14 protein-coding genes are annotated in these 16,312 nt (G+C 68.8%); 9 read left to right on the top strand and 5 right to left on the bottom strand.

All coding sequences use genetic code 11. The features are described from left to right. Positions 1-26: 26 nt before the first annotated feature. The 3 genes from IU459_RS13475 (at position 27) to IU459_RS13465 (ending at position 2,130) form a co-directional block, all read left to right on the top strand. A complete protein-coding gene (locus tag IU459_RS13475; RefSeq protein ID WP_195129848.1) occupies positions 27-1,229 on the top strand; it encodes a GNAT family N-acetyltransferase in 1,203 nt (400 codons plus the stop codon). A gap of 70 nt (positions 1,230-1,299) precedes the next feature. Next, entirely contained in the window at positions 1,300-1,701 is a 402-nt protein-coding gene (locus tag IU459_RS13470; protein ID WP_195129847.1) for a YccF domain-containing protein, read from the top strand. A 189-nt stretch (positions 1,702-1,890) separates the two neighbouring features. Then, entirely contained in the window at positions 1,891-2,130 is a 240-nt protein-coding gene (locus IU459_RS13465; RefSeq protein ID WP_195129846.1) for a hypothetical protein, read from the top strand. Positions 2,131-2,178: 48 nt separating this feature from the next. Here IU459_RS13465 and IU459_RS13460 read toward each other — a convergent pair whose 3' ends face one another. Continuing rightward, positions 2,179-2,616, bottom strand: coding sequence for a MarR family winged helix-turn-helix transcriptional regulator (locus IU459_RS13460; RefSeq protein WP_195129845.1), 438 nt, complete (start codon positions 2,614-2,616; stop codon positions 2,179-2,181). Between the two features lie 182 nt (positions 2,617-2,798). Here IU459_RS13460 and IU459_RS13455 point away from each other — a divergent pair, with 182 nt between their 5' ends. Next, positions 2,799-3,038 (top strand): DUF2530 domain-containing protein, encoded by a 240-nt coding sequence (locus tag IU459_RS13455; protein WP_195129844.1) that lies wholly within the window; start codon positions 2,799-2,801, stop codon positions 3,036-3,038. Positions 3,039-3,047: 9 nt separating this feature from the next. Here IU459_RS13455 and IU459_RS13450 read toward each other — a convergent pair whose 3' ends face one another. Further along, positions 3,048-5,108: a neutral/alkaline ceramidase gene (locus IU459_RS13450; protein WP_195129843.1), complete on the bottom strand. Its 2,061-nt coding sequence runs from the start codon at positions 5,106-5,108 to the stop codon at positions 3,048-3,050. 112 nt (positions 5,109-5,220) lie between these two features. On the opposite strand from IU459_RS13450, the gene IU459_RS13445 reads away from it, so the two are divergent. Then, positions 5,221-5,850 (top strand): TetR/AcrR family transcriptional regulator, encoded by a 630-nt coding sequence (locus IU459_RS13445; RefSeq protein WP_324198853.1) that lies wholly within the window; start codon positions 5,221-5,223, stop codon positions 5,848-5,850. An 8-nt stretch (positions 5,851-5,858) separates the two neighbouring features. Here the strand turns inward: IU459_RS13445 and IU459_RS13440 are convergent, their stop codons facing one another. Beyond that, entirely contained in the window at positions 5,859-8,684 is a 2,826-nt protein-coding gene (locus tag IU459_RS13440) for a sacsin N-terminal ATP-binding-like domain-containing protein (RefSeq protein WP_195129842.1), read from the bottom strand. Between the two features lie 44 nt (positions 8,685-8,728). After that, on the bottom strand, positions 8,729-10,555 hold the full coding sequence (locus tag IU459_RS40490) for a DUF3027 domain-containing protein (protein ID WP_440446490.1): 1,827 nt from the start codon (positions 10,553-10,555) through the stop codon (positions 8,729-8,731). A 17-nt stretch (positions 10,556-10,572) separates the two neighbouring features. On the opposite strand from IU459_RS40490, the gene IU459_RS13430 reads away from it, so the two are divergent. From IU459_RS13430 to IU459_RS13420, 3 genes are read left to right on the top strand one after another with little or no spacing between them, the layout of a single operon-like run. Next, on the top strand, positions 10,573-11,421 hold the full coding sequence (locus IU459_RS13430; RefSeq protein ID WP_195129841.1) for a glutaminyl-peptide cyclotransferase: 849 nt from the start codon (positions 10,573-10,575) through the stop codon (positions 11,419-11,421). Then, positions 11,418-13,355 (top strand): MFS transporter, encoded by a 1,938-nt coding sequence (locus IU459_RS13425; RefSeq protein ID WP_195129840.1) that lies wholly within the window; start codon positions 11,418-11,420, stop codon positions 13,353-13,355. Before IU459_RS13430 ends, IU459_RS13425 begins: the two co-directional genes overlap by 4 nt. Continuing rightward, positions 13,352-13,933 (top strand): DUF2771 domain-containing protein, encoded by a 582-nt coding sequence (locus IU459_RS13420; protein ID WP_195129839.1) that lies wholly within the window; start codon positions 13,352-13,354, stop codon positions 13,931-13,933. Before IU459_RS13425 ends, IU459_RS13420 begins: the two co-directional genes overlap by 4 nt. Before the next feature lie 76 nt (positions 13,934-14,009). Here IU459_RS13420 and IU459_RS13415 read toward each other — a convergent pair whose 3' ends face one another. Next, the gene (locus tag IU459_RS13415; protein ID WP_195129838.1) at positions 14,010-14,615 is read right to left on the bottom strand and encodes a TetR family transcriptional regulator; all 606 of its coding nucleotides are present in this window, start codon (positions 14,613-14,615) and stop codon (positions 14,010-14,012) included. Positions 14,616-14,731: 116 nt separating this feature from the next. Here IU459_RS13415 and IU459_RS13410 point away from each other — a divergent pair, with 116 nt between their 5' ends. After that, complete coding sequence (locus IU459_RS13410) at positions 14,732-16,279, top strand: sulfatase-like hydrolase/transferase (RefSeq protein WP_195129837.1); 1,548 nt, start codon at positions 14,732-14,734, stop codon at positions 16,277-16,279. Positions 16,280-16,312: the final 33 nt, after the last annotated feature.

The following is a 16,312-nucleotide window of genomic DNA, read 5'->3' as shown; positions in this document are numbered from 1 at the left end:
ATGCGGGAACGTGGGATGGTCGAGGCATGACCCTTCCGGGAATCACGATTCGCTCCGCTGTCGAGGACGACGCGCCCGCGATCACGACGCTGGTGGAGACCTCCTTCGGCACCCGCTACGACCCGGCGGAGCTGGACCGGGTACCGCTGCTGTTTCCGCAGCGGAACTCGATCGTCGCGGTGGCGGACGGGCAGGTCGTCGGGCACGTCCAGTCCACCACCCTGACGGTGACCGTGCCCGGGGAACGGACCGTGCAGGCGTGCGGCATCGCCGGTGTCGGTGTGGCGCCGACGCATCGGCGCCGCGGCATCCTCCGCGCCATGTACACCGAACAGCACCGGCGCATCGAAGCGGCGGGTCTGCCGCTGACCATGTTCACCGCCAGCGAGGGCGGCATCTACGGCCGTTTCGGCTACGGCCCGGCGACACGGGAGAACGCGGTGACCATCGAGCGCCGATTCGCCGAATTCCTGCCGTCGGCGCCGAACCCCGGCGGGGTCACGCTGCGCGCTCCGCGCGACATGCGCACGGCGGCGGAGACCATCTACGACCGCTGGCGCAGGTTGGTGCCGGGCGCGCAGGTGCGTCCGACCGCCAGCTGGGACATTCTCTTCGACGACCCGCAACGCTTTCGCGACGGCGGCAGCGACCTTTTCGCGCTGCTGCACGCCGACGGCTATGCGCTCTATCGTTTTCACTCCGAAGATCGGGCCAGAACGGTCGAGGTCGTCGAATTGCGGGCGGTCACCGCGGAGGCGCACGCGGCGCTGTGGCGGGCCCTGCTCGGACTGGACCTGGTCCAGCAGGTCGACGCCGTGCTCACCGACCACGATCCGCTGCCCTATCTGCTCACCGACCCGCGACTGGTGCGCACGAAGGCCCGCTACGACGGCCTGTGGCTGCGCCTCATGGATATTCCCGCCGCGCTGGCTGCGCGCGCGTACGCGGGCGACCTGGATGTGGTGCTGGAGGTGACCGACCCCTTCCGTAACGCGGGTGGCACCTTCGTGCTGCGGGTGCGGGACGGACAGGCGGTCTGCGAACCCACGGACCGTGCCGCCGGCATCGAACTCGGCATCGACGTCCTCGGCAGCATGTACTTCGGCGCGTATCCCGCCCGGCTGTTCGCCGCGGCGAACCGGTTGCGAGCCAAGGATCCCGCCCACCTGCGTGCGTTCGATGACGCCTTTCGCTCCGAGCGGGACGCGGTACTCGGCTGGTTCTTCTGACACGGCCCGCATCCCGCCGCCGGGAAAGACGACGATGTCCGAATCGGCGCGGGGCTGGCATGCTGGTTCCATGAAGCCGATTCAGTTGATTCTCAACATCCTGTGGCTCATCTTCGCCGGCTTCTGGCTGGCGCTCGGCTACATCGCGGCGGGGATCATCTGCTTCATCCTGATCATCACGATCCCCTTCGGCATCGCGTCCTTCCGGATCGCGGTCTACGTGCTGTGGCCATTCGGCCGCACCACGGTGGAGAAGCCCGGCGCGGGCGCGGGCTCGCTGATCGGCAACATCATCTGGTTCATCGTTGCCGGATGGTGGCTGGCGCTCGGGCATCTCCTGACGAGCATTCCGCTGTTCCTGTCGATCATCGGCATCCCGTTCGGCTGGGCCAACCTCAAACTGATACCGATCTCGCTGTTCCCACTGGGCCGCGAGATCGTGGAAAGCGACCAGCCGTTCACGGCTCGGTAGGCATCGGCGGGGCGGCCGGTTCCGCCGGTCCACTCGACCGGTCCAGCTCGATGTCGTGATAGTGATCTACATCACAGATTGTTAACGAAACGACCCTGAGATGCGAAAGTTAGCTAGAAGGTAACTGAATCGCCAGTGTCCCCGCGCCTCGCTTCGGCGCCGAGCCGACCTCACCAGGAGGGCTCCACCATGACCGACCGCCCAGCGCCACCGGCCGATCAGGACACCGCGCCCCTCGCGCCGATCGCGGCGGTGCTCGGGCTGCTGCTGCTCGTCGCCGCGGGCACGCGACTCACCCACCTGCCGGCCTGGTCCGACGACTACGGCGTGCTGGTCTATCCGGCGTTCGGCCTCTACCTGGCGAGCGCGGCCCGGCTGCTGTGGTGGGGCGGCAAAACCAGCGTCCGGCTCATCCGCTCTGCACACTGACCCGGTGTCGCGGCGACGGCGAGGACGAATCTCGTTGCGGCCGTGACACTATTCCGACTCCGTGACGATCTGCTTCATGATCGCGACGGCGCGGCTGAGCACGACGAGCTGGTCCTCGCTGAGCGTCGCCAGCTGTTCGGTCATCCACGCCTCGCGGGCGCTGGCTTCGTCGGCGATGAGCGCACGCCCCGCTGAAGACAACGAGACGATGATCTGGCGGCCATCGGTCGGATGCGGATTGCGCTCCACCAAGTCGAGATCGGTGAGCGAGGCGATCACGCGGGTCATCGACGGCGGCTGGACGCGTTCCTTCGCCGCCAGGGCACCCGGCGTCATCGCGCCCTCCCGCGCGAGCGTCGCGAGCGCCGAGAGCTGAGTCAGCGAGATCTGCGAGTCGGCACGACGTCCGCGCAGGTGCCGCGTCAGCCGAACGACCGCCAGCGAGAGCTCACCAGCGAGGGCTCGAAGATCCGATGGCGTTGTCACAGTGGCAAACGATACGCCGACCGCCGCACGGCGAGGCCGGTTCTCGCCGCTAGAGGCCACGTCGCCGCGCCCGGCGGCTTCCGGCGGACGCCATCCGGCGGCGTCCCGGCCGCGGCTGCCCCAGCTTTCGGCTCCGCCCGGTGCGCGACCACAGACCGGCCGCGCCCATTAGGCTGGGGTATGTGACGCAGAATGTCCCGCAACTTCCACCGCGGCTGACCGATCCGCGCCCCGTGCTCGCGGTCGGCAGCGCGCTGTGGTTGCTCGCCACCGTGGTGGTGTGGGTGGGCGGCGACCGGTGGGAGGAGGCCCGCCCGGTCTGTCTGATGGGACTGGTGGTCGGCGTGATCGCCCTGGTGATCTACCTGGTCCAGCGCCGCGGGGCGCGACGCGGCGACAAGGGTGCGCAGACCGGTCTGTAGCCGGCCGGGTTACCGCCCGGCCACCTGGAATTCGGCGGTGATCCCGGTGAACGGGTGCAGCGCGCCGTCGGGACCGAGACGCGTCGCGTAGTGCTGGAAACGGTAGCCACCCGGTTCGGCGTCGCGGGGGATGTCCCAGGTGAATCGGGCCACCGACGTCGCCGTGCCGTGCTTGCTCCAGAAGAACTTCACCGCCCACTCGCCCTCGTTGGCCACCCGTACCCACTCGCCGGCGGCATTCCTGCGCTGCACCTCCATGAACGTGCCGTTGCGGCGGTTGTCGTGTTTGGGGTGGGCCGAGACGAATTCGGCCACTACTCGGCCGCCGAGTCCATAGGACGGTTCGGGCTGCACGAGCACCTCGCCGAAACCACGGCCGGGCGCGGCGACATCCGGTCCGGCGCCTGGTTGGAAATTCGGCTGCAGCTGCGAAACGTCGCGCGGCGCCGGGCCACGCGGCACCTGCCGGCGGGCCGCGAATCCCGCAGCCAGACGGGTGAATTCCTGCTGATAGGCGCACAGCGTGTAGCGACCGAACAGTGTCGAGGCGCCCTCGTACTGCTGCGAGTCGTATTCCTCCGGCGTCGTGACGTATTCGTGATAGGCGTTCGCGTAGCCCTGCATCAGCACCTGCTCCAGCGGAACATTCAGCACCTGCGCGACGGCACGACGGATCCGCAGCCCCGACGTAATCGTGAATTCGCCTCCCGCGGCGGCCAAATAGAGTTCACCGATGCGAACGAGCTGAATCGGCAATACATTCGGCACCCACGCGACCGGAGGCAGCAGCCCGAGCGGCGCGGCGATCGCCTTGGGAGCCTGCGCATCGGCCAACCAGGCCGGTGCGGGCTGGGACGGATCTCCGAGCGACTCGAGGAACGGGTTGCGCACGCCCTCCGGCACGGGTCCGCCGGGCAGTCCTGGGCCGTCCTCGACGCTGCCCGCGATGAGTGAAACGCCCGCGGCGGCCGGTGCGGTGCGATGCGGTCGGCCGTCGGGCGTGAAAAGACCATCCACGGCGATGTCGGCCAGGTCGATGTAGCAGAGCATCGCGTCGACCGGTCCCGCGAGCGAGCGTGCCCGAGCCAGGGCCTCTTTCGAGGCCAGGTACTGCCGCTCGCCGAGTATCCGGGTGTTCTCGAACTCGTCCTCGGTGGGTCCCGAACCCGGCCGCAGATTCAGATTCGGGGACATGTCACCCGCGTTCGTCTGCGCGAAGGCGGCGACGAACGACGGCTTGCCGTCCAGGTGGCGCACGCCGTGCTCGATGTGCTCGGCGGAGAACGAGGCGTAACCCTTGTTGTCCGAGCTGATCAGACGGTTCGCGTTGGTCATCGAGGTGTTGTGGGTGGCGAACCAGGTGATCGTCGCGACCGTAGCGCCGCCCTTGCGCAGGGCAAGGGCGGTCACCGCGGGATCGATGGCATCGGGGAAGTGTTGCTTGTCCTCGGGCGGGTTGAGTTCCCAGGCCACCCGGGAGCGGTTCACGCTCGCGTTGTGCAGCTCGCCGCGGCCGAGCGCGAGCGAACCGGGGCCGAGGTCGGCGTGCGCGGCGGCGATCGCCTCGACGATCCCGTTCACCTCGGCGTCGTACACCTGCTGCTGAAAGCCGAGGATGGACAGGTTATAGGCGTAGTCGTTGCTGGAGCCGCCGCAGGTCGCGTGCGAATGCGTCGAGGTGAGCAGGACGTTCTGCTCGGTATACAGATCACCGAAGCGCCGGGCCAATTCGGTCAGCACGCCCCGGTGCACGGACTGGAAGATCATGCCGTTCTCGGCGACCACGAAGACGATCCGTCGCCCGGCACTGCCGATGATGAACGCCCTCGCCCGCGGACGCAGGTGAATGCCAGCGGTCTGCTGCTCGAGCTGGGAGTAGCCCATCATGCCGCATTCGGCGGCCGGTCCGGTGATGTCGGAGAGCCCGACGCCGATCTCATACCCGCCGGAATCGGGCGCGGCGCCCGCCGGAACGCCCAGTGCGTCACTGATCCCCGGCACCGTGGCGGCGGCGACCGCAGCCGAACCGATCGCCGTTCCGGCCAGAACAGTTCTGCGCGACACCGGCATGCCCGTCTCCCTTCCGTCCGATGCAGCGAACCACACAACTGGTCACTCGTCCAGTCCAATTTTTTCGGTCCGCGAATTGACTGCGCGCGCGGTGCGCGCTTAACTCCCTTGGGTGTCCTCCCGATTGAGCGTCGAAGAACGACGGGCCCACCTTATCGAGGCCGCGATCGGCCTTGCCGAAAAAAAGGGCGTCGCAGGCGTGACCACGCGCGATGTCGCCCAGGCGGCCGGTGTCTCGCTCGGTGTGGTGCATTACTGTTTCGAAAACAAGGACGCGCTGATGACCGAGCTGGTCAAAGCGTTGTCGATGGAATTGCGCGATTCCGTCGATGCGAACGAAGCGGTTTGGCAAGACGTCGAAAGTGGAAAAGAAGCCCTTCAAAAATTGGTCCGCGCCGGACTGGAACTGATGTGGTTGAACATAGAAGCCACTCCGGAACGACAGCTGCTCACTTACGAAACGACCACTTACGCGCTGCGTGAAGGCGAGCAGACCCCGGCGAAACTCGCGATCGCGCGCGAGCAGTACAACTTCAACGACTCCACCGTCGCCGACATCCTGGAGCACGCACGCGACGCGACGGCCACCCGGTGGTCGGTCCCGGTGCGGACGCTGAGCCGGTTCATGCTCAACGTCATCGACGGTGTCGTGCTGCGCTGGCTGGTGGACAACGACAGCGAAAGCGTACGCGGGCAGCTGGATCTGCTGAGCGAGATGATCACGGGCTACGCCGAGCAGTAGACCGCGGTTCAGCTCCGCGGACGCGGCGCGCGGACGTGGACGGTCGAGCCGGCACACCACCAGGGCACCGCGACCGTGGACTCGATCGCGCCGCTCAATCGCACCAGTAGATCTTCGTGCAGTACCAGCTCGCCGTCCTGCACGGGCAAGGTGAACAGCTGGCGCAGCACGACGCCCAGCGGCTCCGCCGCCCAGGTGGTCCGGCGCCCCGCGTCGACGACCTCCGCGGTGACCGCCTCCGAGACCAGCGGCAGATCGAGCAGAGCCGCCAGGGCCGAAGCGGTTTCGGCGGCACCGACCACCAGGCGGTCCGGCGGCACGGCCAGGCCGAACCACGGCTGATCGAGGACGAACGCGTCGCCCGGATCGACCACGGCGCCGGATAGCGCGCGCACGCGATCGGGCGGCTCGAGGTCGGTGAGATCGAGCACGTTCGCGGCGACGGCAGCGGACAACCGGGCGTGCGTGCGCGAAACAATCTCCGGGACAGTAGTTTTGGACGGATCGGCGAGCGCTTCCAGTAGCGCGGAAGCCAGCTCGCCGGTGATCGCGTCCGGGTTTGCCAGGACGGCACGCAAGGTGCCGGGGTCGACATCCGGCACGGCGAAAACGGGGAGTAGTCCGGCGAATTCAGTGTCGCCGGGATGACCTAACAGCCCCAGCGGGGTGCCGTCGATCCGTGCGTATTCGCGCAGCCACCACGCGGTGTAACCCTCGGCGTCGGCCAGCAGGCGGCGTGTCCGCGGCGTTGCCGCCAACTGCCGCAACGCCTCCGCCCACGCGGTGTCGTCCACCAGGTCGAGGTCGCGGACCGCGGCCAGCTCCGGCGGATCGTCCGGCAGCGTCGACCACCAGCGTTCCTCGTCGGCCAGATCGTGGTCCGGTCCGGTCGGATCGGCCTCGACGATCACGCTGAAATCCCAGCCCACGCCGATGGCGCGCAGCGCGTCCGCGCCGTAACGATCCACCAGCTCGGGGTCGACCGTCCCGAACGGCGCGTCCGGCACCAGCAGGTCACGCAACGGCGCACCGGGCAACAGCAGCTCGTCGGCGGGCAGCGCTTCGCCCTCGGTGCCGGGCAATTCGAGCAGCCCGAGCCAGGACGGCAACGCGGCCGGGTCGGCGTGCGCGGCGAGACGCAGGACCGCGTCGGCGGTGTCGGGATCGCCGGGGTGGTCCTCCAGCTCGGCGCGTAGCGCCGGATCGCTCAATAGTTCCTCGGCGGTGGCCGACCGCGCACCGAGCCGCGCCAGCAGCGGATGCGCTGCGTCCGGATGCACGAGCCTGGCCCAGTGCACCGGGATCGCGATTTCGAGGTGGTCGTCCAGCACCACTGTGCGCGGACCGGTGACGAGCCTGCCGTCGGCCAGCGGCACCGCCAGCGCGCCGAGTTCTTCCGCCGCGAGTGGATCGACCACGAAGGGCTCCAACGCCGCGTAGAACGACCGCCACCACTCCGGAGGCCGCTCCAGCCCGCTCGACAGCTCCGCGAGCCGGGCCAATCCGATCCGGTGCACGTCCAGCACGCCCATGGCCTCGGCCTGTGCCCGCCCGGAGAGCTCAGGGATCACCAACGGACCGACCACATCCGCGAGCAGCGCGGCCAATTCGGCGGTCAGACCGGTGAAAGCGGATGCGCGGGTAGGGACCGCGACGTCAAGGGACGGAGCGGGTCCGCCGGCGGACACGTCGCGCGGCTCGGCGGCGGTCGGCGCACCGCCATCCCAAAGGGTTTCGTCGGCGGTGGCGGGAAGCCCGCCGTCGAACACTTCGTGATGGCCGGCCAAGACGGGAAGCCACGGGCGGTTCTGCAATTCGCGGATCAGAGCTTCGCGGATCAGACCGTCGGCCTCGCTCCGCGCGAAACCGGGCGCGGGGACCAGCACGAGGCGGTCGCGCGGCGGCAGAGCGCGGGCGAAATCCGCATAGCCTTCCGCCAATTCGCCCAGACGGGCGCCGGGCAACGTTCTCCGGCGATCCGGTTGCATCGCGATATCGGCGATGAGCAGTGCGGGCAGCGACAGTTCCTCATCGGACCTGGTCGGCGCCCGGAGCACGTCCGCGGCCGCGGCCACCGGCTTGCCGTCGCGCACCGGCAGCAGCCAGCGGGCGCGCGGCGTGCGGTACTGCCACCAGGTCCGTTGTTCGCTGCCAGGGCCGTCGACGTACACCTCGTGCATGCCGTCGCCCATGTCCTCGGCGCTGCTGACGAATTCGTCCGTGCCGATGCGGATGCACTGCAAGGCGGGCAGTTCCAGCAGCAGGTCGACTGCTTCCGCGCGCATCGCCGCCAACAGTGCGTCGGCGTCCACGTCCTCGCGCAGGCGCAGCACGATCTCGGTGTCCACACCATCGGCGGGTCGCGCCTGGACAGGCCAAGCCAACCGCAGCACCGGAGGGGCGAATTCGCCCTTTTCGACGGAGGGGACCCGGATCTCGTTCCGGTGCAGGGCGTCCTTGGTCCGCGCGCGGGAAAACCGCAGCGATCCCGAGGTCGAACGCACCTCGAGGTCGTCGCTCACCGCGAGCACCGCGGTGAATCCCACGCCGAACCGGCCCACCGTGCCGGTCTCGGCCTTTCCGGACGCGCGCAGGGCGGTCAGCGCGTGCACGCCGGAAACGTCCAGCGGCGCACCGGTGTTGCCGACGTGCAGATCCCGGCCGTCGAGCCGGACGACAAGGCGACCGGCGATACCCGCCTTACCCGCGGCGTCGGCCGCGTTCTGCGCCAACTCGGTGAGCAGCCGGTCGCGGTAGCCCGCGCGCACCAGGTCGTTCTCGGTGGCGGCGTCCTCACGCAACCGCGTCGGCGAATCGCGCCATGCGGCGAGCACTGCCGTGCGCAGCGTCCAAGTGCCGAACGGATCGGCGGCCCCGGTCAGCTCCGCGGCGATGACGGGAACTCCGGCCGCGCCTCGGACCCACCGGCCTCATCGATGCCCGAATCAGCCTGCGCACCGGACTCTTCGATTCCGGTCGGCTCGCCGATCGGGGTCTCGGTGGCACCCGATTCCGATCCGGAAGCGGGCTCCGACCGAGCCTCGACGACGGACTGGACGGCCTCCGTCCCGGCCGCGGCCGATTCAGCCGGATCGGCACGGGGAGAATCCGATTCGACTGCGCTCGATACGACGTCGTTCGGCGAGGTCGTGCTGGGCTGCACCGAGTCCGACTCGATTGCAGGCCATTCCGGCGCGGTTGCGGCGGGCTCGACCGAAGTCTGCGACGGATCCGCGGAGGATTCGACTGCCTCCCCTGCCGGGGCGGTGGCGCTCTCCGTGCCAGCTGAGTTGCCAGCGAATGACGCTGGGCCGCTTTCGCCACCGGCAGCGGGATGGGACGAGACGGTCGTGCCGGGCTCCTCGTCGGCGGTCTCCCCCACACTGCCGGTGTCGATCGTCACCACGCCCGACTCGTCGCCAGCCGGCTCACCAGGCACGGCAGTGTGGTCCGCCGCACTAATGGGACCGTCGACGGCCGTGGATTCCGAACCGTTCTCGGGCGCTGCACTCGATTCGGCAACCGCTTCAGCGGAATCGCTTCCGCCATCTTCCGCGCCGGTCACCGCGTCAGCGAGAACGTCCAGTTGCAATACGTCGGCAGCCGCGGCCTCGGCTTCTGGTTCCGCACCGTGTTCCTCGGGCGCGGCACTCGCTTCGCCGAGCACGGCAGCGGAATCGCCTCCGTCATCTTCGCTCTCGCCGGCCACCGCATCCGCGAGGACGTCCAGTTCGGATACGTCGGCAGCCGCGGGCTCGGCGACGGTATCGCGCTCGGTCGCGGCGTCACCTCCGACAACGCCGACGCTCTCGGCCACAGCCGCTCTGGAGGCATCCTCCGCCTGCTCGGCGGCAGCGACGGATCCATCACCCACAACCTCGACCGGATGCTCGCCCCCGGCTTCCGCGGGCTCGGTGGAATCCTGCTCGGAGACGCGTGACGCGGACTCGGCGCGCTCCGGCTCGAGCGAGATCATCTCGATCGCCGCATCGTCGTACGCCTCGTACAGCGGGGAGCCGCTGCCGCTGGGCACCTCCGTGTCGGAATGGGCGCCGCAGCCGTAGCCGGTATGGACCACGCGCCCGTCAGCGCCCATGGCGTTGCCGCACACGCCGAACGCGGCGCGCAGCGACCCGGCCAGCGGCAGATAGAAGCCGCAGGTTCCGCAGGTGGCCGGTGCGGCCTTGGCCATCTCGGAGTCGGGGCCGTACTCGGCGTACCAGCGCCCGGCGGCCTCCTCGCGGCCTTCCTTGCTCATCACCTTGGTGCGGCCGAGGCCGACCTCGTAGGCGACTTCGTCGACGACCGGATCGCCGGTCGCGACATAACCGGGCACCAGGCGCGGATCGCCGACAGGAGGTGCGAGCAGATCCCCGGGCGCGAGGTCACCGGGCCGAACCCGCTGCTCCCACGGCACGAACTCGGGCGCGACCAAGGCATCCGGCCCGGGCAACAGTGCCGACTCGCTGACCGTCGCGTAATCGGCCCCGGGCGGGGCGGCCACCACGACGGCCCATTGCCAGCCGCGATAGCCGGGCAGCGTGGCTTCGAACCGGTGCGTCGCCGAACTCTCGTCCTCGGCGATCACCCCCAGGTACGCCCCGACCGCCACCGGTTCCAACTCCAGGAGCGCACGGCGGGCCAGGTCGACGGCATCAGCCAGAATCGGCCGCATGCCGGACTCCGAAACAGAAACTGCGCTCACGGCCTACATTTTGCCGTATGAATCGCAGTCGGCGTCGGTTGGCCATCGGTGTGCTGGTCGGTCTGCTCGTCGTGGGGGGATGCAGCGCCGCCGAGAACCCGGCAGCCAGGATGAACATCGAGGTAGTCGGCACCAGACCGCACGATCGGCAGGCGTTCACCCAGGGACTGGAGGTCGACGGCGACATCCTCTACGAAGGCACCGGCCTGGCCGGAGCGTCGAGCGTGCGCGCGTCGCGGCTGACCACCGGCGAGGAGCTGGCCAAGGCGGAATTGCCCGCGCCTTACTTCGGGGAGGGCATCACCCTCGCCGGTGCCACCCTGTGGCAGCTCACCTGGCGCGACGGCGTGGCCATCGCCAGGGACCCGGCCACGCTCGCCGAACGCGGCAGAGCACGCTACGACGGCGAGGGCTGGGGCCTGTGCTCCGGGGATGGGCGGCTGGTGATGAGCGACGGCACCGACCGGCTCACCTTCCGTGATCCGGTCACCTTCGCCGCGACCGGAACGGTCACTCTGACCAGCTGGAACAATGCCCGCCTCAACGAGCTCGAATGCGCGGCGGACGGGTCGGTCTACGCCAACGACTGGCCCACCGACACCATCCTGCGCATCGACCCGGAGTCCGGCCAGGTCTTGGCGGCCATCGATGCCACCGGTTTGCTCCCCGCGACCGCGCGGGCCGGCGCTGACGTGCTCAACGGTATCGCCCAACTGCCCGGTACCGACCGGTTCCTGATCACGGGCAAGAACTGGCCGACCATGTTCGAAGTCCGCTTCACGCCGGTTCGAGGACGGGACCGCACACGCCGCCACGGAGCGCGAGTGAACGCCCAGCGCGGGAGTACGCCAGAATTGGAGGTGTGACTACTCCCCGCGAGCCCTCCGGTCCCGACCGTGATCGGTGGGAACGCGAGGAGTCCCCGCCCTTCGACCGGCACCCGGGCTTCGACCGCTACCCGCCGCCCAACGCGCCGCGTCGCCGCAGGCCACTGCCACCGCTGGAACCGGAAGCACGGCGCGGCCCGCGCCACGACCAGCCGGGATCACCGGCGCCGGGCCGACGCGACGAAACGCCGCGCACCCCCGAATATCCGCCGACCAACCGCTTGCCGCGCGGAAACGACACCGAGCGGCCGGAGTCCTCCGATCGCACGCCTCGTCGCGTTTTCCCGCGTCGCGCGCAACCACCCCGTCACGCCGAGCCGCCGAGCCGCGCCGAACCCGACTATCCCGAGACCCTCGTCCACGAGCAGATCGAACCCGACGAAGCCACGACTCAACAGGGCGAGCAACGTGTCCCCCGCAAGCTCACCGTCACCCGCGTGGCCGCCATGCGCGGCAGGGAACTCACCGAAAAGGGCATCGCGACCTTCCAGCGCGCGGCCAAGGCCGACGGCGCGGACAAGTCCGGACTCACGGCACTCACCTACGCGACCATGGCGAACTTCGCCCTCGACGCGGCCATCGCGGTGGCACTGGCCAACACCTTGTTCTTCGCCAGCGCCACAGCGGAGAGCAAGACGAACGTCGCGCTGTACCTGCTGATCACCATCGCGCCGTTCGCCGTGATCGCACCGCTGATCGGTCCGATGCTCGACCGCCTGCAGCGCGGCCGCCGACTGGCGCTGGCCACCTCGTTCGCGCTACGAGCGGTGTTCGCGGTGGTCCTGATCGTCGAGTTCGACACGTGGGGGCTGTATCCGCTCGCCCTGTGCATGATGATCGGCAGCAAATCGTTCTCCGTGCTCAAGAGCGCGGTGACGCCACGCGTGCTGCCGCCCGACATCGATCTGGTCCGCACCAACTCCCGGCTCACGGTGTTCGGTTTGGTCGGCGGCACCATCGGCGCCGGATCGCTGGCCGGGCTCGCCGCCGCCATCGCGGGCTCCAACGGCGCATTGGTCTTCGCCGTGCTGATCGCCTGCGCCGGCACGTATCTGAGCCTGCGCATCCCGTCCTGGGTCGAGGTCACCGAAGGTGAGGTGCCCGCGACGCTGAGCTATCACGGCGCCGACGCGCACACCGAGGTGCTCTCGTCCGGCAAAGAGTCGGCGGTGCCACCGCGCAAGCGCAGGCAACCGCTCGGCCGCGCGGTGGTGACCGGGCTGTGGGGCAACGGCGCCATCCGCGTGCTGACCGGGTTTCTCACCTTCTACGTCGCGTTCGTCGCCAAGGCGACCGAGCACCGCCCGGTGCAGCAGGCCGCCATGCTCGGCGTGGTCGGCGCGGCCGCGGCGATCGGCAATTTCGCCGGCAACGCCACCGGCGCCCGGCTCAAGCTCGGCAAGCCGTCGCTGATCGTGCTCGGCTGCACCGCGGCGTGCGCGTTCGTCGCGCTGTTCGCGACGTTCGCGAACAATCTGCTCGGTGCGGCGGTCGCCGCCCTGGTCGCGGCCGCGACGAGCGCGCTGGCCAAGGTGTCGCTGGACGCCGCGATCCAGGACGACCTGCCACCCGAGTCGATCGCTTCCGGCTTCGGGCGGTCGGAGACCGTTCTGCAGCTCAGCTGGGTTGTCGGCGGGGCGGCGGGCGTACTGCTGCCGACCGATTACTGGAAGGGCTTCGCGGTGATCACCGCGATTCTCGTGATCGGCTTGGTGCAGACTTTCGTGAGCTTCCGAGGACACTCGCTGCTGCCCGGCCTCGGCGGCAACCGTCCGCAGCACGCGGAGCAAGAGGTTCCGGCGTCCCGGCCGCACGGGCACCCGGCGAGCACACCCCGTGCGCACGGCCACGCGCCGCGGCGCGGCAGCGACACCACACGCATCCAACGAGGGCAAGGAGACCCGATCTGGTGAGCAAGCTCAACGCACGCACGATCGTCGCGCTGGTCGCGGCCGCCCTGCTCGTGCTCACCGTCGCCTTCGTCGGCGTGCTGGCGGTGCTGATCCGCAACGCCGACGAACCGGATGTCACCCTCACCGCATACGCGCACGGCGAAACGGTCACCGTACGGCCGTTCAGCTACTGCGCGGTGACCATGCAGAATTGCAGCATTCTGCCCGCGGACACCGTGGAAGGCACGCTTTTCGCTACGCTGACCTGCGCTCCCGACACGCCGGACTGCCACCGCGGCCGCACTGTCGAACTGGAGGTACCCGCGGGCTATCCCCTTCAGCTATCGCTGCCGAAGCAGGTCGCCGACGCTCCCTGGCTGGCCCAGCTGGTCTACATCCTGCCGTCCGGCGAGAAGGTCGACCGGGTGATCAGCCGCAACGACTACCCCGACCGCGCCCTCGCGCTCACCATCGAGTCGAAACCCGAGCCCGACCTGCGCCTCATCGGCGTCGAATTCCAACTCCCGATCCTCGCCCGCGACGAAACGGGCAAGGAGTTCTACCTGCCGCACGCCACTTGGTCGATCAGCACGGCGTAGGCGGAATTCTGCCCGCCGCGGTCTCGTCGGCAACCCTTTTCGGGTCGGACCCTTACCGCGCTGCCGGACTTGCCGGTCAGCTCGAACGTTTCGCTGTGATCGCAGTCCGGACCAAGCGGCCGACCGCGTCGATGCGCTCCGAGGTGCCGCTGCCGCCGACTTGCACCACCGTGATGATGACCGCCGTGAAGATGGCTTCCAGCGCCATCGCGGTATCAACGGGATCGAGATCTTCGGCGATGTCCCCCGCCTGCTGACCGGCGCGCAGCGAGGTTTCGAGCGCTTGCCGAATCCGTGGCGGTACGGGACCGCCGACCAGTCGAGCGAGCAGTCCCGGCTCTCGCCCTGCGAGTACGCGATGCACCAGCGGGTAGGCGGCGAGTCGCGTCACGAACCGCCTGACGGTCTCCTGCCAGTAAGCGGCGTCCATCGGACCCTGCTGGGTCAGCGCCTCGTCGAACAGTTGAGCGACATCCCGATCGAACGCGGCGACGAAGAGCGCCTCCTTGTCCGCGAAGTGGAAATACACCGCCGACGGCGCCAAACCCAGTTCCCGTGCCACCGCCGCGACCGATGTGTTGCGGAAACCTTGATCGGCGAACCGGCGTGTGGCGACGTCGAGAATCGACCTCCGCGTCTGCTCTCCGCGTGCCGTGGTGGACGTCGTCTCGGGTGATGACACCACTGCACAGTATCGCGGCGCTCACTCCCGTAGAGAAAAGTTCATTTGAATGATTTCGTCAATTCGTCAGTTACAGTGGACGTGGACGTTCCACCGCCTCCGAAAGGACCACCCCCGTGTCCCTATCGATCCCCGATCAGCCCCTCACGTCCGCTCATCCGTCGACACCGAACCGGCGTCAGGTTCTCGCGATGATGGCCGCCGCATCCGCCGCCGTGCCCGTCCTACGCAGCACACTCGGCGCCCAGGCCGCCGCGGCCCCGGCATCGCGACCGAACATTCTGGTACTGATGACCGACCAGGAGCGTGCGGATATCGTTCTGCCCCCGGGTTTCACGCTGCCCGTCCGCGCCGGACTGGACGCCACCGGCGTGCGGTTCGCCATGCACCACTCGCCGACTGCCCCGTGCTCGCCGGCACGATCAGCGTTCTTCACCGGATTGCAGGCTCCGGTCAACGGCATGACCGACAACGTCCGCGGCAATGACCTGATGGGTGCGGCACTCGGACCGATGCAAGCGTGGAGCCCCAACCTCGACACCACGATCCCCACTCTCGGGACGGTGCTGAAGAAATCCGGCTATCGCACCGCCTACATCGGGAAATGGCATCTGTCCGAACCCGTCGGTGCCGACAGCACCGCGCTGTCGGCCTACGGATTCGACGAGGCCTACGACATCCTGTCCGGTGGCGGCCCGAACGAGGGCACACACGAGGACCCCGGCGTAGTCCAGAACGCCGTAGATTGGCTACGGCGACACGGCAACGACCCGGAACCGTGGCTGTGCGTGGTCAGCATGGTCAACCCGCACGACATGATGTATTGCCCGCGTTTCTACCGGCTCGAGGACGTCCCCGACTACGGCGCCGATATACCGCCGAACTTCGAATCCGACCTGTCGACCAAGCCGCAAGTGCAGACGGTCTGGCGCGCCATGAACGAGGTCGTCGGCGGCCTCATGCCCAACGAAGTCGACTCCCCCCTGGGACGCAGGCAGTGGCGGCAATGGGGCAATTGGTATCTGGAGTTGTTGCGCCGCACGGACCAATTGCTCGGCACGGTCCTCGACACGTTGCACGGCAGCGGCGGCGCGGACAACACCGTCGTGGTCCGGGTCGCCGATCATGGCGAACTCGGTGGCGCGCACGGACTACGGCAGAAGGGAGCGATGATCTACCGCGAGAACAACCGCGTGCCTCTGGTCATCTCCGACCCCAGAAACCCCGCGACGCACGGAAGCACCACCACCGCACTGACTTCGCACGTCGACCTGGTGCCTACCCTCGCCGCCTTGGCCGGTGCCAACGCCTCCGACAGCGGCCCGGTCGTCGGCAGAGACCTCACCCCGCTGCTGGCCAACCCCAATGGCATCGTCCGCGACGCCGTTCTCGTCACCTCCGACGCCAAATCCAGTGGTGGCCAGGTACTCGGAGTCAAATACTGCCTGCGCGGCGCGATCACACCCCGCTACAGCTTCGCCCGCTACTCGACACCCCAACAGATAGCCGGGCCACGTAGCGAATTCGACTACGAACTCTACGACCGCCGGCAAGATCCCCTCGAAATGCACAACCTCGCCCACCGCGGCGGTGCGGCGGCACTGGTCGAGGAGATGAACGACCTCGTCGATTCGCTTGTCGCCCAGGAACTGCGGAGTCTTTGATCAATAGATCCACACCAGCGACGCGGTAGCCGC

This window comes from Nocardia amamiensis, assembly GCF_015477605.1.
Classification (GTDB): domain Bacteria; phylum Actinomycetota; class Actinomycetes; order Mycobacteriales; family Mycobacteriaceae; genus Nocardia; species Nocardia amamiensis_A.
This window is presented reverse-complemented; position numbering and strand designations above follow the sequence as displayed.